The 25,938-nt window shown below is 60.6% G+C and carries 24 protein-coding genes; 14 read left to right on the forward strand and 10 right to left on the reverse strand.

Translation table 11 applies throughout. The features are described from left to right. Positions 1–80: 80 nt before the first annotated feature. On the forward strand, positions 81–299 hold the full coding sequence (locus tag AC07OF_RS10650) for a DUF2970 domain-containing protein (RefSeq protein WP_157192853.1): 219 nt from the start codon (positions 81–83) through the stop codon (positions 297–299). 262 nt (positions 300–561) lie between these two features. Here the strand turns inward: AC07OF_RS10650 and AC07OF_RS10655 are convergent, their stop codons facing one another. Further along, positions 562–1,644 (reverse strand): ABC transporter substrate-binding protein, encoded by a 1,083-nt coding sequence (locus AC07OF_RS10655; RefSeq protein ID WP_157192854.1) that lies wholly within the window; start codon positions 1,642–1,644, stop codon positions 562–564. Positions 1,645–1,862: 218 nt separating this feature from the next. Here AC07OF_RS10655 and AC07OF_RS10660 point away from each other — a divergent pair, with 218 nt between their 5' ends. Further along, the gene (locus AC07OF_RS10660) at positions 1,863–3,515 is read left to right on the forward strand and encodes a nitrite/sulfite reductase (protein WP_157192855.1); all 1,653 of its coding nucleotides are present in this window, start codon (positions 1,863–1,865) and stop codon (positions 3,513–3,515) included. Then, positions 3,499–3,993 carry a DUF934 domain-containing protein gene (locus AC07OF_RS10665; protein WP_038611520.1) on the forward strand — a complete coding sequence of 165 codons (495 nt, stop codon included), beginning with the start codon at positions 3,499–3,501 and terminating at the stop codon, positions 3,991–3,993. Before AC07OF_RS10660 ends, AC07OF_RS10665 begins: the two co-directional genes overlap by 17 nt. 36 nt (positions 3,994–4,029) lie before the next feature. On the opposite strand, the gene AC07OF_RS10670 is transcribed toward AC07OF_RS10665, so the two are convergent. Then, positions 4,030–9,246, reverse strand: coding sequence for an NEL-type E3 ubiquitin ligase domain-containing protein (locus AC07OF_RS10670; protein ID WP_495072862.1), 5,217 nt, complete (start codon positions 9,244–9,246; stop codon positions 4,030–4,032). Positions 9,247–9,317: 71 nt separating this feature from the next. Next, positions 9,318–10,334 (reverse strand): protease SohB, encoded by a 1,017-nt coding sequence (gene sohB / locus AC07OF_RS10675; protein WP_495072863.1) that lies wholly within the window; start codon positions 10,332–10,334, stop codon positions 9,318–9,320. A 197-nt stretch (positions 10,335–10,531) separates the two neighbouring features. Between sohB and AC07OF_RS10680 the strand changes: the two genes are divergently transcribed. The 4 genes from AC07OF_RS10680 (at position 10,532) to AC07OF_RS10695 (ending at position 13,743) form a co-directional block, all read left to right on the forward strand. Further along, a complete protein-coding gene (locus AC07OF_RS10680) occupies positions 10,532–11,242 on the forward strand; it encodes a histidine phosphatase family protein (RefSeq protein WP_157192859.1) in 711 nt (236 codons plus the stop codon). A 57-nt stretch (positions 11,243–11,299) separates the two neighbouring features. Then, positions 11,300–11,617 carry an SCP2 sterol-binding domain-containing protein gene (locus AC07OF_RS10685; RefSeq protein WP_028941938.1) on the forward strand — a complete coding sequence of 106 codons (318 nt, stop codon included), beginning with the start codon at positions 11,300–11,302 and terminating at the stop codon, positions 11,615–11,617. Between the two features lie 268 nt (positions 11,618–11,885). Continuing rightward, complete coding sequence (locus tag AC07OF_RS10690; protein WP_157192860.1) at positions 11,886–12,953, forward strand: phosphotransferase family protein; 1,068 nt, start codon at positions 11,886–11,888, stop codon at positions 12,951–12,953. A gap of 22 nt (positions 12,954–12,975) precedes the next feature. Then, a complete protein-coding gene (locus AC07OF_RS10695; RefSeq protein ID WP_191833542.1) occupies positions 12,976–13,743 on the forward strand; it encodes an SDR family oxidoreductase in 768 nt (255 codons plus the stop codon). Positions 13,744–13,756: 13 nt separating this feature from the next. Here the strand turns inward: AC07OF_RS10695 and AC07OF_RS10700 are convergent, their stop codons facing one another. Then, positions 13,757–14,356 (reverse strand): thioredoxin family protein, encoded by a 600-nt coding sequence (locus AC07OF_RS10700; protein ID WP_342622344.1) that lies wholly within the window; start codon positions 14,354–14,356, stop codon positions 13,757–13,759. A 24-nt stretch (positions 14,357–14,380) separates the two neighbouring features. Then, a complete protein-coding gene (locus AC07OF_RS10705; RefSeq protein WP_157192863.1) occupies positions 14,381–14,650 on the reverse strand; it encodes a DUF2790 domain-containing protein in 270 nt (89 codons plus the stop codon). Positions 14,651–14,875: 225 nt separating this feature from the next. On the opposite strand from AC07OF_RS10705, the gene AC07OF_RS10710 reads away from it, so the two are divergent. From AC07OF_RS10710 to AC07OF_RS10725, 4 genes are all read left to right on the forward strand, one after another. Beyond that, positions 14,876–15,616: a response regulator gene (locus AC07OF_RS10710; RefSeq protein WP_342622345.1), complete on the forward strand. Its 741-nt coding sequence runs from the start codon at positions 14,876–14,878 to the stop codon at positions 15,614–15,616. Between the two features lie 8 nt (positions 15,617–15,624). Beyond that, a complete protein-coding gene (locus tag AC07OF_RS10715) occupies positions 15,625–16,926 on the forward strand; it encodes a sensor histidine kinase (RefSeq protein WP_495072878.1) in 1,302 nt (433 codons plus the stop codon). 126 nt (positions 16,927–17,052) lie between these two features. Continuing rightward, entirely contained in the window at positions 17,053–17,676 is a 624-nt protein-coding gene (locus AC07OF_RS10720; protein WP_476446931.1) for a ferric reductase-like transmembrane domain-containing protein, read from the forward strand. A gap of 14 nt (positions 17,677–17,690) precedes the next feature. Continuing rightward, a complete protein-coding gene (locus AC07OF_RS10725; protein ID WP_495072864.1) occupies positions 17,691–18,176 on the forward strand; it encodes an HvfX family Cu-binding RiPP maturation protein in 486 nt (161 codons plus the stop codon). Positions 18,177–18,234: 58 nt separating this feature from the next. Here AC07OF_RS10725 and AC07OF_RS10730 read toward each other — a convergent pair whose 3' ends face one another. From AC07OF_RS10730 to AC07OF_RS10750, 5 genes are all read right to left on the reverse strand, one after another. After that, positions 18,235–18,645 carry a cupin domain-containing protein gene (locus AC07OF_RS10730; RefSeq protein WP_157192867.1) on the reverse strand — a complete coding sequence of 137 codons (411 nt, stop codon included), beginning with the start codon at positions 18,643–18,645 and terminating at the stop codon, positions 18,235–18,237. A 22-nt stretch (positions 18,646–18,667) separates the two neighbouring features. Continuing rightward, positions 18,668–19,423: an SDR family oxidoreductase gene (locus tag AC07OF_RS10735; protein WP_157192868.1), complete on the reverse strand. Its 756-nt coding sequence runs from the start codon at positions 19,421–19,423 to the stop codon at positions 18,668–18,670. A gap of 163 nt (positions 19,424–19,586) precedes the next feature. Next, entirely contained in the window at positions 19,587–20,306 is a 720-nt protein-coding gene (locus tag AC07OF_RS10740; RefSeq protein WP_495072865.1) for an SDR family NAD(P)-dependent oxidoreductase, read from the reverse strand. 103 nt (positions 20,307–20,409) lie between these two features. Further along, positions 20,410–21,297, reverse strand: a complete 888-nt coding sequence (gene yghX / locus AC07OF_RS10745; protein WP_157192870.1) for a YghX family hydrolase — start codon at positions 21,295–21,297, stop codon at positions 20,410–20,412. A 66-nt stretch (positions 21,298–21,363) separates the two neighbouring features. After that, positions 21,364–22,296 carry a LysR family transcriptional regulator gene (locus tag AC07OF_RS10750; protein WP_476446927.1) on the reverse strand — a complete coding sequence of 311 codons (933 nt, stop codon included), beginning with the start codon at positions 22,294–22,296 and terminating at the stop codon, positions 21,364–21,366. A 127-nt stretch (positions 22,297–22,423) separates the two neighbouring features. Here AC07OF_RS10750 and AC07OF_RS10755 point away from each other — a divergent pair, with 127 nt between their 5' ends. From AC07OF_RS10755 to ligD, 3 genes are all read left to right on the forward strand, one after another. Continuing rightward, positions 22,424–23,164 (forward strand): SDR family NAD(P)-dependent oxidoreductase, encoded by a 741-nt coding sequence (locus AC07OF_RS10755; RefSeq protein ID WP_495072866.1) that lies wholly within the window; start codon positions 22,424–22,426, stop codon positions 23,162–23,164. Between the two features lie 20 nt (positions 23,165–23,184). After that, complete coding sequence (locus AC07OF_RS10760) at positions 23,185–23,400, forward strand: tautomerase family protein (protein ID WP_157192873.1); 216 nt, start codon at positions 23,185–23,187, stop codon at positions 23,398–23,400. A gap of 66 nt (positions 23,401–23,466) precedes the next feature. After that, the gene (gene ligD, locus AC07OF_RS10765; RefSeq protein WP_495072867.1) at positions 23,467–25,935 is read left to right on the forward strand and encodes a DNA ligase D; all 2,469 of its coding nucleotides are present in this window, start codon (positions 23,467–23,469) and stop codon (positions 25,933–25,935) included. Positions 25,936–25,938: the final 3 nt, after the last annotated feature.

Genomic DNA, 25,938 nt, shown 5'->3' on the forward strand with positions numbered 1-25,938 from the left:
ATTTGTGGGAGCCGGCCTTGCCGGCGATGGGGCCAGTACGGTCTACACTAGTGGGGATGGCCTATACTCAGGAGCCCCTCATGGACGACCCAGCCCAAGGCAAACCCCCAACTTTCTGGCAGATGCTGCAAAGCATTCTGGCGGCGGCGTTCGGCGTGCAAAGCGGCAAGAACCGCGCCCGCGACTTCACCTACGGCAAGGCCAGCCATTTCATTGTGCTGGGCACCGTCTTCACCTTGATCTTCATTCTGGTACTGGTGGGGCTGGTGCAACTGGCCATGCACCTCACCGCGCGCTGAAACGCAATCCGCCCGCAGATGTCCATTCTGCGGGCGGTTCATGATTACCCATCGCGTGATATTACTGGTGGCTGACCCAATACACCGCGGTCACAACAACCAGGACGATCAGACAGAGTATCGCCCAGGCATCGACACTGCTGTCACTCTTACCCGCTTTGGTCGAGTTTCCCATTGCATTGCCTCTTATTGGTGGTTATGGGAATGCATGTCACCCGTAGCAGTTAAGTCCAGCAATGCCCTTTGCTCAAGCAGGGCTATTTCAATATTTGACCGGCGCACTCAGGAATGGATAGCGGTACTCGGCAGGATGGCCCTGAGCGCTGAAACGGTTGAAGTCCAGCCCGTAGTCGGCCTGGCCATGAAGACTCAACCAGCGCCGGGCACGCAGCGGATCAATCAACTGCAGCACCGGCACCTGGTGATCGCGCTGTCCATCCCGATCAATTGGCAGATTCAGCGCATCATCGTGCAGCAACACCATGGCCCAGCCCCCCAGAGAGAAGTGCCCGCCCATCAGCACGCTGAGACGGCCGTCGATTCGCGCCTGTAGTGCTTGCGGGGAGCTGTTGACGGCACTGAACAGGACATCCTTGCCGGGCGTGCGGCCAGCTTCGACAAACGCCTGCATGGCACCAAAGGCCATCTCGTCGTTGGCCGACCAGACCAGTTCGATCTTCGGGTAGCGCTTCAACAATTGCTGCGCCTGCTCATAAGCCCGTTGCTGACCCCAGCCGCCATACACCACCTGGCGCAAGCGTACTTGCGGATGTTCGGCCAGGGCCCGGCGCATGCCCTGCTCGCGCAACTGCGCGGCGGGAGTGGTCTTGAGGCCGGAAAACGCCAGCAGCTCGATCGGTCGCTGCGAGCCGTCGCGCAGGTGCAGGGCAATCAGCTCCTTGAGCATCTGGTAGCCGGCCTGTTCATCGTTACCCACCAACGTGCCAAGCATTGGCGGGTACTTGTCCGGGTTAGCGCGAATCAACTCGGCCTGGTCTTGGGTCAGACCGTTATTGACCAGAAACAGCTTGACCCCGCTCCCCCGTGACAGGCGAATGATTTCGGGGGCCACGTACTGCTCATTGACCAGCACCAGATAATCAGGACGCTGCTTGCCTTCAAGCACTTGCCGCGCCTGATTCAGCGCCAGTTGCGGTTGCCGCTCACTGTATTCGATGCGCAACTGCATGCCCAGATCCTTGGCGGCGGCCTGCATGAAGTTCGAATAGCTGACCCAGAAGGTTTCGTTGGAATAGCCCGGATTGAGAAAAACCACCGACGCGGCCTGCGCGCTGGCAGCCAGCGGCAGACTCAGGCACAGGCTTTGGCACAAGGCCTTGAGCATGCGGATTCGCTCCTGCTATTCAAACCATTGATTATAAACACTGCAGAGGGTCGAACGGCGAAATGCCAGTCAGTCTCACTTAGTCCGAATGGTTCTTTTCATATGCAAAAACATCACTTTTGCGCATAAACGCAAACTGCTATCTTTCCTTCGCTCCGTTTAGGGAGTGCGCGGCCGTGCGCGCGATTAGCTGCAAGCAGCTTGAGAACAGGACCCCTATGTACGTATACGACGAGTACGATCAGCGGATCATCGAGGACCGCGTAAAGCAGTTCCGTGATCAGACCCGCCGCTATCTGGCCGGTGAGCTGAGCGAAGAAGAGTTCCGCCCCCTGCGCCTGCAAAATGGCCTCTATATCCAACGTTTTGCCCCGATGTTGCGGGTCGCCGTGCCTTATGGCCAGCTGACTTCGCGCCAGACTCGGATGCTGGCGAAGATCGCGCGCGACTATGACAAGGGCTATGCCCACATCAGCACCCGGCAGAACGTGCAGTACAACTGGCCTGCCCTGGAAGACATCCCGGAAATTCTGGCTGAGCTGGCCACCGTGCAGATGCACGCGATCCAGACCAGCGGCAACTGCCTGCGCAACGTCACCACCGACCAGTTCGCCGGTGTCGCTGCCGATGAAGTGATCGACCCACGCCCATGGTGTGAGATCGTTCGCCAGTGGACCACCTTCCACCCCGAATTCGCTTACCTGCCACGCAAGTTCAAAATTGCGATCAACGGCTCGAGCAGCGACCGTGCGGCCATCGAAGTGCACGATATCGGCCTGGAGCCGGTGTACAACGCTGCCGGCGAGCTGGGTTTCCGTGTCCTGGTCGGTGGCGGCCTGGGCCGCACCCCGGTGGTCGGCGCCTTCATCAATGAGTTCCTGCCGTGGCAGGACCTGCTCAGCTACCTGGACGCGATCCTGCGGGTTTACAACCGCTACGGCCGTCGCGACAACAAGTACAAGGCGCGGATCAAGATCCTGGTCAAAGCGCTCACGCCTGAAGTCTTCGCCGAGAAGGTCGAGGCCGAAATGGTCCACCTGCGCGGCGGCAGCACCACGCTGACCGAAGCCGAAGTGCAGCGCGTGGCCAAGCACTTCGTCGACCCGGACTACAAGGCGCTGGACAACCTCGACTTCAGCGAACTCGAGCAACAGCACCCAGGCTTCGCCCGCTGGCGCACCCGCAACGTCCTGGCGCACAAAAAGCCGGGCTACGTTGCCGTGACCCTGTCGCTCAAGCCTACCGGCGTCGCCCCTGGCGACCTGACCGACAAACAGCTCGATGCCGTCGCCGATCTTGCCGAGCGCTACAGCTTCGGCCAGCTGCGTACCTCTCACGAGCAGAACATCATCCTCGCCGATGTCGAGCAGAGCCAGCTGCACGCCCTGTGGCTGGAGCTGCGTGAAAACGGTTTCGCCACGCCGAACATTGGCCTGCTGACCGACATCATCTGCTGCCCGGGTGGCGATTTCTGCTCGCTCGCCAACGCCAAGTCGATCCCGATTGCCGAAGCCATCCAGCGCCGTTTCGACGACCTGGACTACCTGTTCGACATCGGCGAACTGGACCTGAACATCTCCGGCTGCATGAACGCCTGTGGTCACCACCACGTCGGCCACATCGGTATTCTCGGGGTGGACAAGAAAGGCGAAGAGTTCTACCAGGTCTCCCTCGGTGGCAGCGCCAGCCGCGACGCCAGCCTGGGCAAGATCCTCGGCCCTTCCTTTGCCCAGGACGCCATGCCGGATGTGATCGAGAAGCTGATCGACGTCTACGTTGAAAAACGTACCGAAGACGAGCGCTTCATCGACACCTACCAGCGTATTGGCATCGACCCTTTCAAGGAACGCGTCTATGCAGCGAATCATTAAAAACAACGAAATCGTCGACGAAACCTGGCACCTGCTGCCCAAGGACTTCAACATCGACGAAGTGACCAACTGCGACGACTACATCGTGCCATTGCAGTTGTGGCGTGAACACGGCCATATGCTCAAGGCCCGCGACGGCGGCCTGGGCGTATGGCTGGATGCCGACGAAGAGGCTGAAGAGATCGGCCACGTCGCCAACGAGTTCCAGGTTATCGCCCTGAACTTCCCGGCCTTCACTGACGGGCGCAACTACTCCAATGCGCGTCTGCTGCGTGATCGCTACAAGTTCACCGGTGAACTGCGCGCCATTGGCGACGTGCTGCGCGACCAGCTGTTCTACATGAAACGCTGCGGGTTCGACGCCTTCGCCCTGCGGGCCGACAAAGACCCGGTTGAAGCGCTGGAAAGTCTCAAGGACTTCTCGGTGACCTACCAGGCCGCAACCGACGAACCGCAACCGCTGTTCCGTCGCCGTTGAACAAACGAGGCCCCGCATGCGGGGCCTTGTTTTTTGTCACACCTCAGGCTGAACCTCTGCAGCCTGCGTCAACCTCAGCATCAGCGCGTCCTCAGCAACTTTCCTGGCGCTTTTCAGAGCGTCGCTCGCCTGCTGGTACTGCCCATCGTTGATTACAATCTTGTGCAACGTACCCTCTGCATTCATGGGTTCTGCGCCCAACACAGTGCGTAAGAACGTCAACACCTCGCTATCGAGCGCTTCAGGTCCCTCGTTGAACGCACCAACGCAGAAGTCCAGGTACTCCTGCCCCTCGGCCCACACCTCCCGGAAACTATCGAATTGCGACGCGTAGCGCTGCTCCAGGTACCGCGTCCAATTGATATCCTCGACCATCCATACCTGCCGGTTGGCGACCGTATCACTCGCCAAGACAGCACTTTTAACCCGCTGTACCGTCTGCGGCGACAGATTGGCAAAGTCCTGATAAAGCATGCCGCTGGACGGCTCCGGATAATCCAGCTCACTCGCCAGCTGCTGGCGCAAGGTCAGTCGAATTTCGATGTCGTCGACTTCGTTACGCCTCAACAGGGCATCAGTGATGTCATCCAGCGGATCCAATGGGGTCAGCGCACTGTCCGACAGCAAGGCTCGACGCCGCTGCTTGCGAGCCAATGACAGTACATCGGCCATGCGCTGGACTTCATGGCGACGGAACAACTGTTTGTACAAAGCCAGCAACTCGGCACCGCGCTCAGCAGTGATGGCTTCCTGGCTTCGTTCAAACACCAGCACCGCAATTTCCAGGGCGCTGAAAGCATCGGCACCGGCATCGCCACAGGTGACCGGAAACGCTTCGGCAATGTCAAGCAGCTCCTCTCTCAGTTGCGTGTGCTGCGAGGCAAGCCGAAGCATTGACCACACTCGCTTGCGCACATCCGCCCCATTGCGTTGAAACTCCCTGGACAAGGCCAGCCGCTCAAGCATTTCACGCAGTGCCTTGTGCCCCTCATTCTGGAACAGCTCATCCCACAGGTCGCGTTGCGCCAAGGTTGCGCCCCGCAGCCAGGGACCGCCAGGCTGCACCTGTATGACAACTTCAGGCTCGAACTCTACCCCGATCAGATCCAGGCGCGCGATGCTCTCGGCGTCCAGCGGGTTGAAATACAGGTTCAGCCCCTGCGCAGCATGTGTATTGGCGCGCAGACCAGCGCCAAAACGCGTGGCAGCCAGGTCCGGCAACTCAATGATCTGGTTGCGACTGAGGTCGACTATTCGCAACTCATAGGGATTCTGGTTCATCAGCGTGGTCAACTCGGCGGGCCATTCACTTACCCCGCACCCCTGAAGATCCAAATCCCGCAGCTGCACAAGGTTGCCAAGCTCGGGAAACCGCCTCAAGTAGTTGCCGCTTAACCTCAAACGCTGCAGGCGGACAAACCTTGAGAAGACCTGGGCGCCTGCTTCATCCAGCTCCAGCCCAGTCCTGCTCAAATCCAGCTCCTGCAGGGGTAAACGAGCCAGGGTTGCCAAGCCTTCGCTAGTCAAACTCACCGGGTTGTAACGCAAGCTCAGATGGCTCAATGCAGGCAAACTGGCCAGCGTTTCCAGCGCCGCATCCGGGATACTGCCCAGTCCGTTGCTTTGCAACTCCAGCCGCTGCAGGCCTACCAATGGCCTCAGCGCCTCAAACATCGTATCGCTGCTGATCAGGTCGATCTCTCTCAAGTTCAAATAGTGCAGGCCAGTCAATGCGCTGATATCAGGCGGAATAGCCCTGAACGGGTTACCTTCCAACGACAGGTTTTGCAGTCTGGGAAAACACTCCAGGAACACCGTGGGCATTTGTTGAAGGTTCATTCGGCTCATGTTCAAGCTTCGGATATGGTCGAAGCGCGCCGTCAATACCGGTAGATGCCCGGTATCCCGTTCATGCAGATTCAACAGCGATCTTTGGCGACCACCTATTCGACGCCAGGCGTTTACCAATTGATCCCTGGTTCTTGCGCGAGCAACGCGCTGAAAGGGGCCTTCACTGGCCTCGACCCACTCATCGAGGGTTGTCTGGAGCACTCTACGTTCGGTCTCCAGCCTGAGAACAACATTTTCCAATGTCTGATTGTGCTGCTGATGGAACCGAATGAGCTCGTCAAGTTCCGAGTTCTCCAGCTCCGGGAACATTGCCCTGAGCTTTGCCTTGAGGACCCAATTTCGCACTGATCCGCCCAAAGGGTACCCAACACGTCCATCGGCCAGGCGCAAAGGTGAGCGAAACCAGGGCTTGATTGGCTGCTGGCCAAGTAGTTTCGCCGCCCTCGCGCGATCCTCAACAGCAAGCGCATACAGGGCAGTGTGCAACGAATGTGTGGCATAGATATCGAGGTTCAACGCCCTTCGCTCGCTATCGGGCAGGGCTTTGAGCAGAGAGACGATAACCGCCTGATCCTTGCTCAGTTCAACCCCCTGAGCGTCATAGACGGTATAACGCTCTCTCTGGCGTACCAGCACCTTCAGTTCGCCGCCAGGTTCGCCGACGCTGGCCAGCAAGCGACCGGACCACACCTCCTCGCGCATTTCCAGACGAACCGAACCAGTCCAGCCAGGCAGTTCAGTCAACAGCCCCAACGCCAGGCGGTCGCTGTCCAGACTTGCCAGGGTGGCTTCATGCACGCCCTGTATTGCCCGACTCAGGACAATCTGGCGTTGATACTTCCGGGCCTCTTCGGCCAGACGCATCGGTACACGACCATCACTGGCTTGCAGTTGCAGGCGTTCAGCGGCGTCAGCAGCATTGACGATCTCCAGTGCGGCAGCGTCAGTAAGCATTGGGAAGTCGCGAATCAGGCGTGCCTGTTCAACGGAACGAATCGGATGATTATGCTCAGATATAATCTTGAAAATATAAGCACGGTGGTTTACAGCGCGCTCAGCAATAAGAATGCGCAACACCTCCTGTCGTTTATTAGCCTCGACACTGGATCCGAACAGCTCAAGGGCTTCGGTCTCGTTCAGGTCTGTGAGTACTTTGTCGGCAAGCTCGTTAGCGTACAGCTCCTTCGTCGATATACGTATGACCCGCCCATTGGGCCAGAGATCTGCACCATAGCGAACAGGCGCCTTATGCAGATTGCCCTCCTCATAGACTTCGAGCACCCGCTGCGGCCAGCGCGGTAATTCCTGAATCAGCACGGGCCCCAGCCCCAGTCCCAAGCTCTCCACATCGGGAGCACCCACCCTCAAATTGTGGATCAATCTGGTCACCCGACGGTCAACCTGAAAGCGTTGTAACGTGTCCCTGAGTAGCGGCGGTATCGGTAACTGATCCAAGTGCATACGCCTTAGTACATCATCGTCGATTCCACTTATCCGTACTGCCTGTTCGAGCACCTGATCAGGCAATCCGTGTGTCGCCGAACCAATACGGCGGAGCAACTTTTCATGGCTCCATTGCAGCGGTTGCTCACCGACAGCTTGCCAGGTGCCCTCCTGGTTATGCTTGAGGGCCGGCTGATAAGCATCGGGGTCATCTGGATGGCGAACCGACCAGGCACCGTCAGCGCCTTCGAATACTTCGAAAACCTGCCCGTCGATTCGGATGTAGGATTTGCCATCAAGGCGGTACACCCCCATGTCATTCGGGGCGATGTCTGTCAGTTCGACATTGCGGGCATAGGGCGTCAGGTCAGGCTTCCACAAGCGCTGCTCGCCGTTGGGCAAGGTGACACGCACCAGGCTGTCCACACGCTCGCTTGCCTGCAATGGTGCGGCAACGTGGCCTGCGGCACCCAAGCCAACAGCCAGGACGACATTCAGAGCCACCGACTCAAAATGCGCCAACGCCTCATCCAGCTCGCCGGCCTCCCAGGCATGGGCCCCATCGACAATTTCCTTGACCAGTTGCCCGGCGGCGACCGCCGCCATGACTGCATCGAGCACAGGCACAAAGAACGCAGCGGCATTGAGCGCGTTGAAACCAATGTTTTCCCAGTAAGCCAGGCGTTGCTTCTTCGCCGCCTCATCGACCTCCGCACTGGGCACGGCAAGGTCGCGGGCATTGGCCTTGATTCGCTTCAGCAACTGGTCTTGTACATAGCCAAACAACTCACTTTCAATCGCCACATCACGCAGGTGCAGATTGGCCTCGGGTTTGAGTTGGCCACCGGCATCAAGGCTGCGGTCATACAGCGCCTCATCGAGCCGCGTGAAGAAATGTTCTTGCTCATGCCTGGGCACAAAAGATCGAAACAGCTCCAGGTAAGTAGACGTCAGCAGGTTTATGCGCAGGTCTTGCTTGAACGCCGCCACTGAAGCGTATTCTTTGAGCGGGTACAGCGGTGCGCCTGGCAAGTAGACGACAATCGGCTCGACCTCGTCGCTGACGACCCGATTGGCACTGAACACCAGTACACCGTCCAGCGCTGACTGGAACATGCTCAGTGATTGGCAGATCACAGGCTTGCCATGCAGAAGCGGGGCTCGCTCGCCTTTGAGCAAGTCGTTGAACATCTGCTGAACCGGAGCAGAGATTTCGCCCTTCATCAGCGCTGTTTGCGCAACAAGGCGCAAATTGTCCTTGTAGGCGTTGATCGACAACATGCGAACGGCATCCCGAGTCGAAGGACTCTCGAACACTTCGCTCAGGTGCGCCTGATACTTGCCGCCCAGATCCAGCTCATGACACAAGGCGGCAAAGCGCGCGGGCTCGATGTCCAGCTGGCGGGTATAGCGGTATTGAAAGCGCGGGTAAGCACCTTCCTGCCCAGGTGCCAGCTCCAGTAGAAAATCTCCCTTGGCGGCCAAGGCACTGCCCGGCAGGAATTCGCTATCGGCGGCAAAATTCTGCATTGCCGCCTGGAGCAGGCTTTGCTGGCGTGGTCTGATCCGCAGCACGCTACCCAGCAGTACAGACTCTTGATGAATCTCCACCAGCTCGGTGGTGTTGACGTCGAGTTCGACATCCAGGTCGGCTTTCAGCCTGGCCTTGAGCAAAGGCTCGGCGAAGGCGCCCAAGCCCTGAAAGTCTTTCAATGCCGTGGCCAAGGCCCGCACTGAACGGCGGCTGCTTTGCTGAGCGTCGAGCAACGCCTGACGGGCGTCTTCGCTTGCATCAAAAAACCAGGCGCTGGAACCGGAGGGATTCAACTGGGCCGGACGCTGGCTTTCGCGCCAGCGCTTGAGGTCGGCGACAGTGGCATGCTTGAGCCAGTCCGGTAGGCGGTCGACTAAAAAGCGGCCATGCAGGCCAGGGACCGAGATCGATTGAGAAGTCAGCATAGGGGGTCTCCCGTGGTCAGTTGGACCCGCAGGAAACCCGAGTTACCCTATGCCGTGGTGTTACATATTGCTCAACGCCATTGACCGAGCTTGCTCCAGAGCCCGAGCAACGTGTTTTCGATCGAACCGCTGGCCGCCAACCCTACCCGCTCTTGCAGGCTTTTGCGTTCGGCATAGTGCAGGTGATACAGATTCGCCTCACGTGCGCGGTCGCCCAGGTACTCGTCGCTGGTTTTGAGCTCGTCAATCAACTGCTTGTTCAGGGCGGCGACGCCCAACCACACTTCACCGGTGGCCACATCGTCGATATGCAACTGCGGGCGATAGCGCGAGACGAAGTCCTTGAACAGCTGGTGGGTGACGTCCAGGTCTTCCTGGAATTTTTCCCGACCCTTTTCCGTGTTTTCGCCAAACACCGTCACGGTGCGCTTGTATTCGCCGGCAGTGAACACTTCAAAGTCGACATCATGCTTTTTCAGCAGGCGGTTGACGTTAGGCAACTGCGCCACCACGCCAATCGAACCGAGAATGGCAAAAGGCGCACTGACGATCCTGTCGCCAATACAGGCCATCATGTAACCGCCGCTGGCAGCAACCTTGTCGATACAGACGGTCAGCGGAATGCCCGCCTGACGAATACGTGCCAACTGCGAAGCGGCCAGACCGTAGCTGTGAACCATGCCACCGCCGCTCTCCAGGCGCAGCACCACTTCATCGCGCGGCGTCGCCAGGCTCAGCACGGCAGTGATCTCGTGACGCAGGCTTTCAGTGGCCGAAGCCTTGATGTCACCGTCAAAATCGAGCACGAAGACCCGCGGTTTGTCTTCGGGGGTTTTCTTCTGCTGCTTTTGCGCCTTGGCCTGCTGCTTGCGCAGGGCCTTGAGCTGGGCTTTGTCCAGCAGGCTGCTTTCCAGGCGCTCGCGCAAGTCCTTGTAGAACTCGTTGAGCTTGTTGACCTGCAACTGGCCGCCCGCCTTGCGCCGGCCTTTGCCACGCAAACCGGCAATCGCCGAAAGAACAACCAGAATCGCGATCACCAGGGTCGCGGTCTTGGCGAGAAAGCTTGCGTACTCTGCAAGAAACTCCACAGTAACTCCTTAACATGCCGGCGCCCGAACGGCGCGAACCGATAGTCAAGCATACCGACGCGGCCTTGCCCCTGCCAGCGTAGGAAATCTCCAGCAATGCAGTTCAAACGCTCTTTTCAAACGCTTGTATGTTTTTTCGTTGACAGCCCGCCAGCGGCATCCTAACCTCGGCCTCATTCTCAGCGCAGGCGCACGACGTGGGCAGTATCTACCTGATTCGACATGGCCAGGCCTCATTCGGTGCAGACGACTACGACGTCCTCTCTCCGGTGGGCATGCGCCAGAGCGAAGCACTCGGCGAACACCTGGCCCAGCTGGGGGTACGCCTGGATCGTTGCCTGGCTGGCGACTTGCGCCGCCAGCAAGATACCGCGCGCCTGGCGTTGGCAGCCATGCATGACGCCGGCTGCAACGTGCCGCAGCTGGAAACCGATGCCGCTTTCAACGAGTTCGATGCCGACGCCGTGATCCGCAGTCTGTTGCCCGGCTTGTTGCCAGAAGAGCCCGAAGCCCAGCATATCCTGCGCAACGGTGCTCAGAATCGCCGCGAGTTCCAGCGCCTGTTCGCGCTGCTTATCCAGCGTTGGCACGGTGGTGAGCACCAAAGCGATTGCCTGGAGTCCTGGCAGGGTTTTGTCGAACGTGTCGACGCAGGCCTGCAGCGGGTGCTGCAACAGGCCAGCAACGGCGACAACATTGCGATTTTCACCTCGGGTGGCACGATCACCGCCCTGCTCCACCTGGTTACCCGTATCACTGCCAGCCAGGCTTTCGAGCTGAACTGGCAGATCATCAACACCTCGCTCAGCCAGCTGAAGTTTCGTGGCCGCGAGGTGGCCCTGGCTTCCTTCAACAGCCAAGCGCATGTGCAGCTGCTGAAGGTGCCGGAGCTCATCACCTACCGTTGAGTCCCGGCCCGTGGCAGCCTTCACCGGTTGCCGTAATCACTTAATAAGGAACACACCATGAGCGATGTAGCAAAAGCCGTCGAAGCGATGAAAGCCAAGTTCAACCCAGCCGCTGCTGCCGGTCTTGACCTGGTGTTCGGTTTCAACATCACCGACGAAGACAAGCACTACGCCCTGATCGTCAAGGATGGCACCTGCGAAATCCAGGAAGGCGAAAACGCCGACGCCAACTGCACCCTGGTGCTGGACAGCGAAACCCTCAAAGGTATCGTCAGCGGCGACACCGATGGCATGCAAGCATTCATGGGCGGCAAGCTGCGCGTTGAAGGCGACATGATGCTGTCGATGAAGCTGAGCGAGCTGTTCCCGGCCTGAGCCCTGCGCTGATGCCAGACAAAACCGAAGCCTTGAACGGCTTCGGTTTTTTTTCGTCTGCTCTTCGGTGGGAGCGGGCTTGTCCCGCGATGCGATGTGACTGAGAGATCGCGATCGCGGGGCAAGCCCGCTCCCACTGGCTGTCACCCATCAGGGGCGTTGATCGACCTGCAACACGCTGGCCTATAAGGCTGTGTCAGACTTGTTCGGGTCTGTCGCGAGAATTAGATTAGCCAATAGTCACTGGCTTCAATCATAAGGGAAAAGCATGACGCTCACCGATCAGTCCACCCAGGTCCGCCCCGGCGAAGAACTCGATGCCGCTGTCATCGACCCTTATCTGAAGGCGCACATTGCCGGTCTTTCCGGCACACCGCAAATCAGTCAGTTCCCCGGCGGCGCGTCCAACCTGACGTACCTGGTGCAATACCCCGAGCGCGAGTTCGTCCTGCGCCGTCCGCCGTTCGGCCACAAGGCCAAGTCGGCCCACGACATGGGGCGCGAGTTCCGCATCCTCAACCAGCTCAACAGCGGCTTCCCCTACTGCCCCAAGGCCTACGTGCATTGCACCGACGAGGCGCTGATCGGCGGCGAGTTCTACGTCATGGACCGGGTCAAGGGCATCATCCTGCGCTCGGACCTGCCGCCGGAGCTGGGCCTGGATGCCACACGCACCGAGGCGCTGTGCAAGAGCTTCATCGAACGCATGGTCGAACTGCACCAGGTGGACTACAACGCCTGCGGCCTGGGCGACCTGGGCAAGCCGGAAGGTTACGTGCAGCGTCAGATCGAGGGCTGGAGCAGTCGCTATGAGAAGGCCCTGACCCCGGATGCGCCGCGCTGGGAAAAGGTCATCGCCTGGCTGCGCGAAAAGATGCCGGCCGATCATCCCAAGCCTGCCATCGTGCACAACGACTACCGCTTCGACAACGTCATCCTCGATGCCGACAACCCGATGCGCATCATCGGTGTGCTCGACTGGGAAATGACCACCATCGGCGACCCGTTGATGGACCTGGGCAACACCCTGGCCTACTGGATCGAAGCCAGCGACCCGGCACCGGTGCAGCTGATGCGCCGTCAGCCAAGCAACGCCCCGGGCATGCTCACCCGCCAGCAGTTCGTCGACTACTACGCCGAACGTGCCGGAATCAGCATCGACAACTACGACTTCTATTACACCTACGGACTGTTCCGTCTGGCCGGTATCGTCCAGCAGATCTACTACCGCTTCTTCCACGGCCAGACCCAGGACAAGCGCTTCGCCCAGTTCATTCATATGAACAAGCTGCTGGAGCATATGAGCCTGCAGGTCATCGCCAAGTCCAGCCTCTGACGACTACAACAAGGAAAAGACCATGTCCAAGACCCAACTGTTCGACCTCGACGGCAAGATCGCCTTTGTTTCCGGTGCCAGTCGCGGCATCGGCGAGGCGATTGCCCACCTGCTGGCCCAGCAAGGCGCCCATGTGATCGTTTCCAGCCGCAAGCTCGACGGCTGCCAGCAAGTCGCCGACGCCATCGTCGCCGCCGGCGGCAAGGCCACGGCGATTGCCTGCCATATTGGCGAGATGGAACAGATCAACGCCGTGTTTGCAGCTATCCGCGAGCAGTTCGGGCGCCTGGATATCCTGGTCAACAACGCCGCGACCAACCCGCAGTTCTGCAACGTGCTGGACACCGACCTTGGCGCCTTCCAGAAGACCGTCGATGTGAACATCCGCGGTTACTTCTTCATGTCGGTCGAAGCCGGCAAGCTGATGCGCGAAAACGGTGGCGGCAGCATCATCAACGTCGCTTCGATCAACGGGGTATCGCCAGGCGTGTTCCAGGGCATCTACTCGGTGACCAAGGCAGCGGTGATCAACATGACCAAGGTCTTCGCCAAGGAATGCGCACCCTTCGGCATTCGCTGCAACGCCCTGCTGCCTGGCCTGACCGACACCAAATTCGCCTCGGCACTGGTCAAGAACGACGCCATCCTCAACACCGCGCTGCAACAGATCCCGCTCAAGCGCGTGGCCGACCCGAAAGAAATGGCCGGTGCGGTGCTGTACCTGGCCAGTGACGCCTCGAGCTACACCACCGGTGTGGCATTGAACGTGGACGGCGGTTTCCTCTCCTGATTGCGCAGCGGCATCAAGGGGCAAGCCCGCGCTGCTCTGCCAGCAGCTGCTGGATCACTTGCTCCTGGGTGTCATAGGCGCCCTCGCCAAAATGCACAAAACGCACCTGGCCCCGGGCATCGACAAAGTAGTGCGCCGGCCAGAACTGATTGCCGAAGGCATTCCAGATGGCATAACGGTTGTCGATGGCCACCGGGTACTCGATACCCAGCTTGGCGACTTGCCCACGCACGTTGTCGATGTCGTTTTCGTAGTCGTACTCCGGGGTGTGCACGCCGATCACCACCAGGCCCTGGTCGGCGTAGCGCTTGGCCCAGTTGTTGACGTACGGCAGGCTACGCCGGCAATTGATACAGTCGTAGGTCCAGAAATCCACCAGCACCACCTTGCCCTTGAGCGCTTCGCGATCCAGCGGTGGCGAGTTGAGCCACTGCACTGCGCCGCTCAATTCAGGCATGGGCCCCAGGGTGTCCAGCTGCGAGGGGCCGGCCAGCAAGCGCCCGCCCAGGCCTGAAGCAATCAGTGAAAGGGCCAGCGCAGCGGCGATGCCAACCCTGCGCCGTGTTGGATTCAGGCGGCGCAAGGCGCCGCCCAGCGATGTGAACAATGACATGCTCGGCTCTCTCCGTGAGGGTGCTTAACCGCCTTCGTGGCAGGCACCGGTGGCGTAGGTCTGGTATTGCACGCTGTGCGGCTGGCCTTTGGAGTCCAGGTAGTCCATCTTCGCCGTGACCACGCCACAGGCCTCGCCATTGTTGTTTTCGTGGATGGACAGGACTTTCTTCACGTCCAGATGCTGGCCGTAATGATAGTTCTGCACGGGTATGCTGCTGTCAGCAAAGGCACTGAAGGCACCGAAACCGAAAAGGGCGAACAGGCTGATGCGAGCCAGGGTCTTGATAGTCATCTCGAGTCTCCCGGGTGAAAATCTCACCCTCTGCCGGAGAGGAAGGACCCTCCCCGTTGAGACCTATTTGAGGCGCCCAAGGTATCGCCGATGTGTCTGGATCACGCCGGATTGCCTCTTCAGGTATCTGCCGGCACAACAGATACACTGCAATACAAACCCCGGCAGGCAAGCGCCACCGGGCTCTGTACACTTCAGGCCAAAGCGCTTGAACAGGAGCCGGGCATGGATCATATCGATCATGTGCTGATCGTCGACGACGATCGCGAAATCAGAGAACTGGTAGGCAACTACTTGAAGAAGAACGGGCTGCGCACCAGCATCGTCGCTGACGGCCGGCAGATGCGCGCCTTTCTGGAATCCAACGTGGTCGACCTGATCGTCCTCGACATCATGATGCCCGGCGACGACGGCCTGTTGCTGTGTCGCGAGCTGCGGGCCGGTAAACACAAGGCCACCCCGGTGCTGATGTTGACCGCGCGCAACGACGAGACCGACCGCATCATCGGCCTGGAGATGGGCGCCGACGACTACCTGACCAAACCCTTCTCGGCCCGCGAACTGCTGGCACGCATCAATGCCGTGTTGCGCCGCACGCGGATGCTGCCGCCGAACCTGACCCTCAGCGAAAGCAGCCGCTTGATCGCGTTTGGCCAATGGCGTCTGGACACCACCGCCCGTCACCTGCTCGACGGCGACGGTACCCTGGTGGCCCTCAGTGGCGCCGAGTACCGTTTGCTACGGGTGTTCCTCGACCACCCACAGCGAGTACTCAGCCGCGAGCAACTGCTCAACCTCACCCAGGGCCGCGAAGCGGATATCTTCGACCGCTCCATCGACCTGCTGGTCAGCCGCTTGCGCCAACGCCTGCAGGACGACGCCCGCGAGCCGGCCTATATCAAGACTGTGCGCAGTGAGGGCTATGTGTTCTCGCTACCCGTACAACTGGTCGAGCCGCAGTCATGAGTGCACCGCTGCGCTGGCCGCGCACCCTGGCCTCGCGCCTGGCACTGATCTTTTTCACCGGGCTGGTGCTGGCCTATGGATTGTCGTTCAGTTTTCAGTTCTACGAGCGCTACATCAGTTCACGTTCGATGATGCTCGGTAACCTGGAGCAGGACGTGTCCACCTCGGTAGCCATCCTCGACCGCCTGCCCGCCGCGGAACGCGAGGCCTGGCTGCCGCGCCTGGAACGGCGTACCTACCGTTACCGGCTTGATGAAGGCCAATCGGGTCAGCCGCTGTCATTGGCCAACGCGCCGATGGCGGCCCAGTCCATCGACAAAGCCATCGGCCATCAGTACCCGTTGATTTTCAACAATCTCGCCGGCCCGAATCCGCACTTTCAGGTGCACCTGCGCCTGGCCGACGGCAAACCGCTGACGGTGGATGTCACGCCGGCACCGATACCGTTATCGACCTGGTTGCCGGTGGTGTTGCTGATTCAACTGGCGCTGTTGCTGCTATGCACATGGCTGGCGGTGAAGACCGCGATCAGCCCGCTGACCCGCCTGGCCCACGCCGTCGACAGCCTCGACCCCAATGCACCGGGCCCGCTGCTGGATGAAAGCGGCCCGCGCGAAGTGCGCTACGCCGCTGTGGCCTTCAACTCATTGCAAGCGCGCATCGCCGCCTACCTCAAGGAGCGCATGCAGCTGCTGGCGGCGATATCCCATGATCTGCAAACCCCCATCACGCGCATGAAGCTGCGGGTCGAAGTGATGGACCCGTCGCACGAGAAAGACAAACTCTGGAGCGATCTGGAAGCCATGGAACACCTGGTGCGCGAGGGCGTAGCCTATGCGCGCAGCATCGACGGCAGCACCGAAGCCAGTTGCCGGGTCAACCTCGACGCCTTTCTCGACAGCCTGGTGCTCGACTACCAGGACAGCGGCCAGCAGGTGTTGCTTGAGGCCAGCACCGGCGCGGTGATCGACACCCGCCCGCATGCCTTGCGCCGGGTGCTGGTCAACCTGATCGACAATGCCCTCAAGTTCGCCGGCGCCGCGCAGCTGGAAGTCGAGTCAGGTGCGGGCCGTACCACCCTGATCCGGGTGCTGGACAATGGCCCCGGCATTCCCGCCGATGAACTTGAAGAGGTGCTCAAGCCGTTCTACCGCGTCGAAGGCTCGCGCAACCGCACCACCGGCGGCACCGGCCTGGGCCTGGCCATCGCCCATCAGCTGACCCAGGCCATCGGCGGCAGTCTGAGCCTGAGCAATCGCGACGGCGGTGGTCTGTGCGCACAGATCGAGTTGCCCGCACGGGGCGTCTGAAGCCTTCAGTACATAGCGATACATAACGGGCGGTGGCCGACACACTGCAGATAACTGCCCTTGCAAAACTCCCGGACAGATAAGGCGCCGCCACCCCGACGGCGCCCTCTGCCTCTGGAGCCCTTGATGAAACTGCCCCCTTTGCCCTCCGGCTGGAAACTGTTCGGCCTGCTGGCCGTGTTGACCCTGGCGATGACCGCACTGATCCTGGCCGCCCAGCCGCTGGGCGCAGACGGCCTGCGCAGTGCTATCCGCGCCACCGCCCGCAGCTCGTTCGCCTTGTTCCTGCTGACCTTCCTGGCCTCGTCCCTGGCCATTCTGCTACCGGGTGACACGACGCGTCGGCTGCTGCGCGAGCGGCGCTACCTGGGCCTGGCATTTGCCTTCTCGCACACCGTGCACGGGGTGTTGATCTACCGCTATTCGCAGCAGTTTCCAGCGCTTTTCTGGGCTGGGCGCACGCTCACCTCAAGCCTGCCCGGCAGCTTCGGTTACCTGTTCATCCTGTTGCTGACCCTGACCTCGTTCAAGGCACCGATGCGCCTGCTCGGGTCGCGGGCCTGGAAGCAACTTCACAGTGTCGGTACCTGGGTCATTGCCCTGGTGTTCTGCCTGTCGTTCTACAAACGCATTCCCATGGGCGCCTGGTATGTGCTGGCTTTCTCGACAATGTTCGCCGCCATTGCCCTCAAACTCACCGCCAAACTGGCCCTGCGCGTGCGCCGTGCAGCAGTGGCCTTTGCGTCCTGATCGAGGAACTTGTCATGACCGCTATCACTACCCCGTTCGCGCCCCTGAACCGCCTTGGCGCCTGGAGCGCCGACCTTGCCTTGCGAGTGTTCCTGGCCTGGGAATTTTTCGAATCAGGCTGGCAAAAATGGAATGGCGAGAACTGGTTCGATCAGCTCCAGTCGGCCTTTCCTTTCCCGTTCAACCAGCTGTCGGCCAGCTTCAACTGGCAGCTGTCGATGTGGGCAGAACTGCTGTGCGCGTTGTTGCTGTTGATCGGCCTGGCGACGCGCTTCTCTGCACTGGTGCTGTTCATCGTCACCGTGGTGGCCATTGCCGCGGTACATTGGCCGGCGCACTGGTCGGGACTGGCAGAGCTGGCACAAGGGTACTCGATCAGTGACCACGGCTTTGGCAATTACAAGCTGCCGTTGATCTACCTGGTGGCATTGGTGCCGCTGATGCTCAACGGGGCCGGGAAACTGAGCCTGGATAATCTGCTGCAGCGTTGGCGGCGTTGAGATGATCGCGGGGCAAGCCCGCTCCCACAGACGGTGGGAGCGGGCTTGCCCCGCGATGCTACTGCGCCGGCAACACCGCCGGCTTATCGGCATCCTTGAGCAGAAACACCACGAACTTCGCCGGCTTGTCCTGGCTGGCATTGCGCCCGACCGTGTGGATATCGGCCGGGCCTTCATGGAAGGCCTGGCCAGGCATCAAGGTGACTTCCTTGCCACCCTTCACCCCCATGACCACCGAGCCCTCCAGCACATAGACAAAACCGTGGGCGTCATGACGGTGCACCGGGTCGGCGCCCCCTGGCGGATAGGCCACCTCCAGGATCAGCACTTCCTTGCCCGGGTAGTCGGGCAGCGCCTGGGTCATCACCGGGGTAACGGTGGGCGGCGGCGCGCTGGTGGTCGGGGATTGGCCATGAACGGCCGTAACGCCCATCAAAGGTACAAGCACAAGCAATGACTGGATGCGCATAGGGCTCTCCTGGTCTTGTGTGTCAGCGTTGGACAGGTGTGTTTTTCAACCACGTCTGGAAATGCAGACCACCGGTGATCGCATCGGCGTCAGGCGTCAGCGAGCGATCATCGATCGGTGCGCCAAAATAAGTGGCCTGGGGATCGGCGATCACTTCGCGGGGGTCCTGTTGATGCAGCAGATAACTGCGCACGAACTCGTCCAGCGGCTGACGGTCAGGCCCCGCTACCTCGAAGGTGCGATTGGCCGCAGGCTTGTCGACCAGCTCGGCCAGGACCTGGGCAACGTCGGATGAAGCGATCGGTTGCAGCGCCGCGGTGGTGACACGCACACAGTTGCCGTCGGCACCGGAGTAGGCAATCGCACCCATGAACTCGAAAAACTGCGTGGCCCGCAGGATGGTATAGGGCACACCGGCGTGTTTGATCAGCTCCTCCTGAGCCATCTTGGCGCGAAAGTACCCGCTTTCCAGCATGCGCTCGGTGCCCACCACGCAGAGTGCAATGTGATGCTTCACCCCGCAGGCCTTTTCGGCGGCAAACAGATTGCGCCCGCAGGTTTCGAAGAACCGTAGCACTGCAGCGTCCTCGAACGACGGCGAGTTAGCCACATCCACCACTACATCAGCGCCTTCCAGTGCCAGCTCCAGGCCTTCACCGGTCAGGGCATTGACGCCGGTTTGCGGGGATGCGGCAAGCACCGCATGCCCCTTCGCACGCAGGTTGTTGCACAACTGGGTACCGATCAGGCCGGTACCGCCGATCACAACGACTTTCATGGCAGAGTCTCCCGCAAAGTGGGCGGCGAGCGTGTCCGACGCCACGGGATGACTGCATTAGGTGGTAAGGGGCCCGCTCGTTGGTAGCGTTGCAACAATCCATGATAGTGCTTCGTGCCCTGGCGAGCGCAGGGACGGATCAGTGGTTAGCCCATCCCACAGGTCAGAAGCGCTCGTCCAGTATCGCCGGCAAGGTCAGTTCCCTGACAAAACTGGCTGACGACAGACTGAGGGCCATGCTCACCACCTGAACCACATCGTGTACCGGGATCAATTGCCCCTCACCCTGCTGCTCAGCCACCTCACGCGGGACAGCCAGGGCGTCATCGGTGTTCAGATAACCCAGGTTCAGGCAGGTAACCCCCAGGTGCTGCTGGCGATAGCCCTCGCGCAAGGCATCGGCAATGCCTTGCAGGGCGAACTTGGACGCGCCGAAAGTGACTTCCGGTCGCCCGCTGCGGGCAAGTCCAGAGGTTGAGCCGGTGAGAATGATGCGCGGGCGGGTGCTTTGCAGCAGGGTCGGCAGCAGGCGCTTGATGACCAGCAGGGTTGCGGTGATGTTGCAGCTGACAATGGCTTCGATCTGTTCCTCGTCATCTTCGAGAAAGTCGTAGCCGGCGCCAAAAGCACGCTGTTCCCAGATCCCCAGGTTGTAGATCAAGGTGTCCAGTCCCTGTTCAGCCACCGCCTGCTCCAGTTGCTGTGCGGCTTGCCGGGGATGGGTCAGGTCGGCCGCAATCCATTGGATCTGCACTCCGGGTTGAGCGTCGAGCCCTTGCGGCTTGCTGCGCGACACACCGATCAGGGTGTCGCCCGCCTCTCCCAAGCCCTCGATCAACGCCTTGCCCAAGCCTTTGCTGGCACCTACCACCATGGTTCTCATCGCCTGTCTCCTGACGTGGCTTGCTGTTTGAGGCAGACATGCCAGCAGAACGATGAGGGCTTGGCAAAGCGTCGACTGTATCCGGATGTGTAGCTGCCAGCCGCTATGCCAGGTAGCGCCGGAACCAATCCAGGGTCCGCTCCCAGGCCAGCTTCGCCGCCGCTTCGTCGTAGCGCGGCGTGGTGTCGTTGTGAAAGCCGTGATTGGCGCCGGGATAAAAATAGGCTTCGAAGGTCTTGCCCGTCGCCTTCAGCGCTCGCTCATAGGCTGGCCAGCCCTCATTGATGCGGGTGTCCAGCTCGCCGTAATGCAACAACACCGGTGCCTTGATCTTCGCGACATCCTTGGTGTCCGGCTGACGTCCGTAGAAAGACACCGCCGCCCCCAGCTCCGGATAGGCCACCGCCGCCGCGTTGGCCACCCCACCGCCGTAGCAGAAGCCGGTGATACCGACCTTGCCGGTGGTGTGATCGTTCTTCATCAACCATTCGATGGCGGCGAAGAAGTCATTCATCAGCTTTTGCGGGTCGACCTTTTCCTGCAGTGCGCGGCCCTTGTCGTCATCGCCCGGATAGCCGCCAACCGAGGTCAGCCCGTCGGGCGCCAAGGCAACAAAACCGGCTTTGGCCAAACGCCGTGCAACATCTTCGATATAGGGGTTCAGGCCGCGATTTTCATGCACCACCACAACCCCCGGCACTTTGCCCTGTACCTTGGCCGGGCGCACCAGATAACCACGGACCTGACCATGGCCCCTGGGTGAAGGGTAAGTGACATATTCGGCGATGATGTCCGGATCGTTGGCCGCTACTTGTTGGGCCAGCGCGTAGTTGGGACTCAAGGAGGCCAACAAGGCACTGGCGGTCATCCCGGCCAGGGTAAAAGCCGCTGCACGGTCGAGAAACTCACGGCGGTTGATCTGACCGTGGGCGTAGTAGTCATAGAGTTCGAGCAGTTCAGGGGCAAAGTCTTTGGCAGTGAGACGTTCCATGGGCGCATGCTCTGTGAAGTGAGTCAGGGGCACGAAGGTCTGATTCATTAAAGCAGGCTTGCCGGTTCATGGCTGGGGGCGTGATGAATGCGTGACGTCGTTGTGCAGCAGGAAATCGATCATTGCCCTGACCCGCGACGGCACATGCCGGGCATGAGGGTAGATAAGCATGAAGGGTCGTGAGGCACCGCCGAAGTCGCGGAGTACCTCCACCAGCTGTCCGTTGTCCAGTTCCTGTTGCACAGTGAATCGATAGGCCTGCATCAGCCCGGCCCCGCTTTTCACCAGGGTGACAGTTGCCAGAAAGTCCTCCAGACAGGTGTAGCTGCCTGAGGTTTGCAGCTCCATCGGTTTACCGTCAACGCGAAAAGACCAGGTACTGGGACGTCCGCTGCTGGGCAGTTCGAACTGGATGCATTGATGATCGAGCAAGTCCTGCGGCGTCCCTGGCGTCCCCGCGCGCCGCAGGTAGTCGGGCGTCGCCACCACCACCAGCTCGGCATCCTCCAGGCGGCGGGCGATCAGGTTCGAATCGGCAGGTTCGCGCCCGCGGATCGCCAGGTCATAGCCTTCATCGGCAAAGTCGATGTTGCGGTTGCTGACGTGCACATCGATCCGCACCTGCGGATAGCGCTGACGAAACAGCGGCAGGCGCGGCAACAGGCGGTAATGGGCGTAGGGTGTCGGCATGCTGATGCGCAACAAACCGGACGGTACCACCTGTGAACCGCTGACTTCGCGCTCGGCATCGACCAGTTGCGTCAGGGCCTGGCGGCATTGCTCGTAGTATCGGCGCCCACCTTCAGTCAGGCGCATCTGGCGGGTGGTGCGCACGAACAGACGCACGCCCAGCCGTTCTTCCAGACGCGCCACCGAGCGGCTCACCGCCGCCGGGGTGATCCCGGCCTGGGTTGCGGCACCGGTGAAACTGCTGGTTTCAGCCGCCAGACAGAACAGTTCGATACTGCCCAGTTGAAAATCATCGAAAAGCCGCGTCATGGTCGCTCAATTAGTTACATGGAGTATCTATTCAAGTTCCATGCGCAGCATTTTTCAAGTGCTGTTTGCCAATTACAGTGAGCTCCACCTACCGGGCCTACCGCCCGGCCTTTTGGAGACATCGATCATGCAAGCCAGCAAAACCGTCATCGTCACCGGCGCTTCCAGCGGCCTGGGTTTCGCCATCGCCAAAGCCTACCTTGAGCGCGGCGACAATGTAGTCGGCAACGCCCGCACCCTGGCGCGCTTGCAGGACGCCGCGGATAAATTGGGCAATCCGGCAAACTTCCTCCTGGTGGAAGGCGACATTTCCCAGCCGCAAACGGCTGAAAGACTGTTCGCCCAGGCCATTGAAGCCTTCGGCAAGGTCGACGTGCTGGTCAACAATGCCGGCATCTTCATCGCCAAGCCGGTGGCCGAGTACACCCCGACTGACATCGAGGCCATCGTCGACACCAACCTCAAAGGCTTCGTTTATCCCGCCCAGGCGGCCGCACGGCACATGACGCAAAACGGCGCCGGGCAGATCATCGCCATCACCGCCTCCATCGCCCTGCAACCCAATACCAAGGTGCCAGCGCTGCTGCCGGTACTGATCAAGGGCGGATTGAACCAGGCGGTACGCGCCCTGGCGCTGGAACTGGCGTCTGCGCAAGTACAGGTCAATGGCGTGGCACCGGGGATCATCGATACCCCACTGCATGGCGATGACCCGCAGGTGCGCAACGCACTCAAGGCCCTGGCCCCGACCGGACAGATCGGTACGCCTCAGGACGTTGTCGATGCTGTGCTTTACTTGAGCGACTCGCGTTTCGTCACCGGGACCGTCATGGCGGTGGATGGTGGTTCGGCTACAGGTGTCTGGTAATCAATCGGAGGAAAACCGTCATGCCCTATGTTCATATCCGGGTCACCCAGGAAGGCGTCAGCGCCGAGCAAAAGCGCGCACTGATCGAGGGAACTACCGAGCTGTTGTTTCAGGTGCTGAACAAGCCACCGGCCTCGACCTTTGTGGTGATCGAGGAAGTGCCGACCGATAACTGGGGGGTCGGCGGTGAGACGGTGACGGCGCTGCGCCAGCGAGAGAGGCGGATATCGAGCTGATTGAACTCTCACCCCTGCGGCCTTTCCCAATGCTAAGGAAAAGCACAAAAGCCGCAGGGCACCGCCATGTCCAAACCATTGCAGGACTACGCGCGCAAGCGCAATTTCGACGCCACGCCGGAACCTGCCGGCAAGCCCTCCCGCGGCAAGCAGACAGCACATGCGTTGCAGTACTGCATCCAGAAACACGACGCCAGCCACCTGCACTATGACTTTCGCCTGGAGCTGGACGGCACCCTGAAGAGCTGGGCGATTCCCAAAGGCCCGTCGCTTGATCCCAGCGTCCGGCGCCTGGCGGTGCATGTCGAAGACCACCCGCTGGAATACGCCAACTTCGAAGGGCACATCCCCGAAGGCCATTACGGCGCCGGTGACGTGATCGTCTGGGACCGTGGCCTGTGGATCCCCGAAGATGACCCGCACAAGGCCTACGCCAAGGGCAAGCTACGCTTTCGCCTGCAGGGCGAGAAGCTTTCAGGAACCTGGAACCTGTTTCGCACGCACCTGGCCGGCAAGAAAGAGCAGTGGCTGCTGGTAAAATCCGACGACGCCCAGGCGCGCGCGCAGGCCGACTACGACATTCTCGAGGCCGAGCCCGACAGTGTGCTTAGCGAACGCACCCTGATTACCCGCAACGAACCCAAAGCAAGCACAAGCAAAACCAGGTCCGCGAGCAAAGCATTGACCGCCGCGCAAAAGGCCACACTGCCTGCCACGCTCAAACCGCAGCTGGCGACCCTGGTGGAGTCGCCTCCCAAGGGCGACTGGCGCTACGAGGTCAAGTTCGACGGCTACCGCATCCTCGCCCGTATCGAAGACGGCGAAGTGCGGCTGTTCACCCGCAACGGCCATGACTGGACCGCCAGGCTGCCAAGCCAGGCCAAGGCCCTGGCCAGACTGAAACTGCGCTCGGCCTGGCTCGACGGCGAAATGGTGGTGACCAATGAACAGGGGGTGGCCGACTTCCAGGCCCTGCAGAACGCCTTCGACGCAACCCGCGATGAGCAGATCATCTATTACCTGTTCGACCTGCCCTTTCTCAATGGCCTGGACCTGCGCCAATGCCCATTGCAACAACGGCGTACGGCCCTGGCTGCGGTGCTGGAAAAAGCCGATGCCGAATGTCTGCGTTTTTCCGCCGACTTCAATGAGCCGGTCGAGTCGCTGCTCGACAGCGCCTGCAAAATGGACATCGAAGGCCTGATTGGCAAACGCCTGGACAGCCCTTACGTCAACCGCCGCAGCAACGACTGGATCAAACTCAAATGCCAGCAGCGCCAGGAGTTCGTGATTGTCGGCTACACCGACCCCAAGGGCTCGCGCGAAGCCTTCGGCGCCCTGCTGCTGGCCCTGCATGACCCGGACAGTGGTGAGCTGCGCTATGCCGGCAAAGTCGGCACAGGATTCAGCAACACCACCCTCAATAACATCCGCCAACGCCTGGCGCCGCTGGAAGTGCGCAAGGCGCAGTTCGGCAATCCACCGCGTGGCGCCGAGGCCACAGGCGTGCACTGGCTCAAGCCACAGCTGCTGGCCGAAGTTGCCTATGCGCAGATGACTCGCGAGGGCGTGGTTCGCCATTCAGTGTTTCATGGCCTGCGCGATGACAAGCCGGCTCGATCCATCGGTCTGGAGCAACCCGTGAAAAACCCGGTGAACACCCCTGCCCTGCACCTTACCCACCCTGCACGAATCGTCGACGCCAGCAGCGGCATCAGCAAGCGCCAGGTGGCCGAGTATTACGCCCTGGTTGCGCCGTGGATCCTGCCGCACCTCAAGCGCCGGCCCGTGGCCCTGGTGCGTGCGCCGGATGGCCTGGCCGGTGAGCTGTTTTTCCAGAAGAACGCCGCGCAGTTGAACATCCCTGGCCTGGAAAGCCACGACAAGGCCGAAGCCGGCCAGGCGCTGATGATCATTGACCAGGCTGCCACCCTGCTCGGCGCGGTGCAGATGAACACCCTCGAATTGCACACCTGGAATGCCACGGCCAAGGACTTCGACAAGCCCGACCGTTTCATCCTCGACCTCGACCCGGACCCGGCGCTGCCGTGGAAAGCCATGCTCGAAGCCACCCAGCTGACCCTGGCGCTGCTCGACGAACTGGGCCTGCAGGCGTTTCTCAAGACCAGTGGCGGCAAGGGCATGCATATCGTCGTGCCGTTAACCCGCCGCGCGAGCTGGGACGAGGTCAAGACATTCAGCCAGGCCATCGTCCAGCACCTCGCCGGGCTGTTTCCCGAGCGCTTGTCGGCAGTGTCCGGGCCGAAGAATCGAGTGGGACGGATCTTTATCGACTACCTGCGCAACAGCAAGGGCGCGACCACCGTTTGCGCCTACTCGATCAGAGCGCGCCAGGGTTTGCCCGTGTCTGTACCGATTCGCCGTGAAGAGCTGACCGCGCTCAAAGGCGCCAGCCAATGGACACTGCGCAACCTCGGCGAGCGCCTGGCAGAAGACGCCGACCCCTGGGCCGGCTATAGCAAGGTGCGACAAGCGATCAGCAAGGACCTGCGCCGTCGTCTGGGACTTGAATGAGGG

The organism is Pseudomonas sp. GW821-FHT10B02 (assembly GCF_059415665.1).

Bases quoted from the DNA above. Each gene is read 5' to 3' on its own strand.
- yghX (WP_157192870.1), bottom strand. From the start codon at position 21,297: ATGGAACGTCTCACTGCCAAAGACTTTGCCCCTGAACTGCTCGAACTC.
- AC07OF_RS10735 (WP_157192868.1), bottom strand. From the start codon at position 19,423: ATGAAAGTCGTTGTGATCGGCGGTACCGGCCTGATCGGTACCCAGTTG.
- AC07OF_RS10660 (WP_157192855.1), top strand. From the start codon at position 1,863: ATGTACGTATACGACGAGTACGATCAGCGGATCATCGAGGACCGCGTA.
- AC07OF_RS10655 (WP_157192854.1), bottom strand. From the start codon at position 1,644: ATGCTCAAGGCCTTGTGCCAAAGCCTGTGCCTGAGTCTGCCGCTGGCT.
- AC07OF_RS10700 (WP_342622344.1), bottom strand. From the start codon at position 14,356: ATGTCATTGTTCACATCGCTGGGCGGCGCCTTGCGCCGCCTGAATCCA.
- AC07OF_RS10670 (WP_495072862.1), bottom strand. From the start codon at position 9,246: ATGCTGACTTCTCAATCGATCTCGGTCCCTGGCCTGCATGGCCGCTTT.
- AC07OF_RS10710 (WP_342622345.1), top strand. From the start codon at position 14,876: ATGGATCATATCGATCATGTGCTGATCGTCGACGACGATCGCGAAATC.
- AC07OF_RS10750 (WP_476446927.1), bottom strand. From the start codon at position 22,296: ATGACGCGGCTTTTCGATGATTTTCAACTGGGCAGTATCGAACTGTTC.
- AC07OF_RS10720 (WP_476446931.1), top strand. From the start codon at position 17,053: ATGAAACTGCCCCCTTTGCCCTCCGGCTGGAAACTGTTCGGCCTGCTG.
- AC07OF_RS10705 (WP_157192863.1), bottom strand. From the start codon at position 14,650: ATGACTATCAAGACCCTGGCTCGCATCAGCCTGTTCGCCCTTTTCGGT.
- ligD (WP_495072867.1), top strand. From the start codon at position 23,467: ATGTCCAAACCATTGCAGGACTACGCGCGCAAGCGCAATTTCGACGCC.
- AC07OF_RS10725 (WP_495072864.1), top strand. From the start codon at position 17,691: ATGACCGCTATCACTACCCCGTTCGCGCCCCTGAACCGCCTTGGCGCC.
- AC07OF_RS10740 (WP_495072865.1), bottom strand. From the start codon at position 20,306: ATGAGAACCATGGTGGTAGGTGCCAGCAAAGGCTTGGGCAAGGCGTTG.
- AC07OF_RS10755 (WP_495072866.1), top strand. From the start codon at position 22,424: ATGCAAGCCAGCAAAACCGTCATCGTCACCGGCGCTTCCAGCGGCCTG.
- AC07OF_RS10730 (WP_157192867.1), bottom strand. From the start codon at position 18,645: ATGCGCATCCAGTCATTGCTTGTGCTTGTACCTTTGATGGGCGTTACG.
- AC07OF_RS10760 (WP_157192873.1), top strand. From the start codon at position 23,185: ATGCCCTATGTTCATATCCGGGTCACCCAGGAAGGCGTCAGCGCCGAG.
- AC07OF_RS10695 (WP_191833542.1), top strand. From the start codon at position 12,976: ATGTCCAAGACCCAACTGTTCGACCTCGACGGCAAGATCGCCTTTGTT.
- AC07OF_RS10685 (WP_028941938.1), top strand. From the start codon at position 11,300: ATGAGCGATGTAGCAAAAGCCGTCGAAGCGATGAAAGCCAAGTTCAAC.
- AC07OF_RS10690 (WP_157192860.1), top strand. From the start codon at position 11,886: ATGACGCTCACCGATCAGTCCACCCAGGTCCGCCCCGGCGAAGAACTC.
- AC07OF_RS10650 (WP_157192853.1), top strand. From the start codon at position 81: ATGGACGACCCAGCCCAAGGCAAACCCCCAACTTTCTGGCAGATGCTG.
- AC07OF_RS10665 (WP_038611520.1), top strand. From the start codon at position 3,499: ATGCAGCGAATCATTAAAAACAACGAAATCGTCGACGAAACCTGGCAC.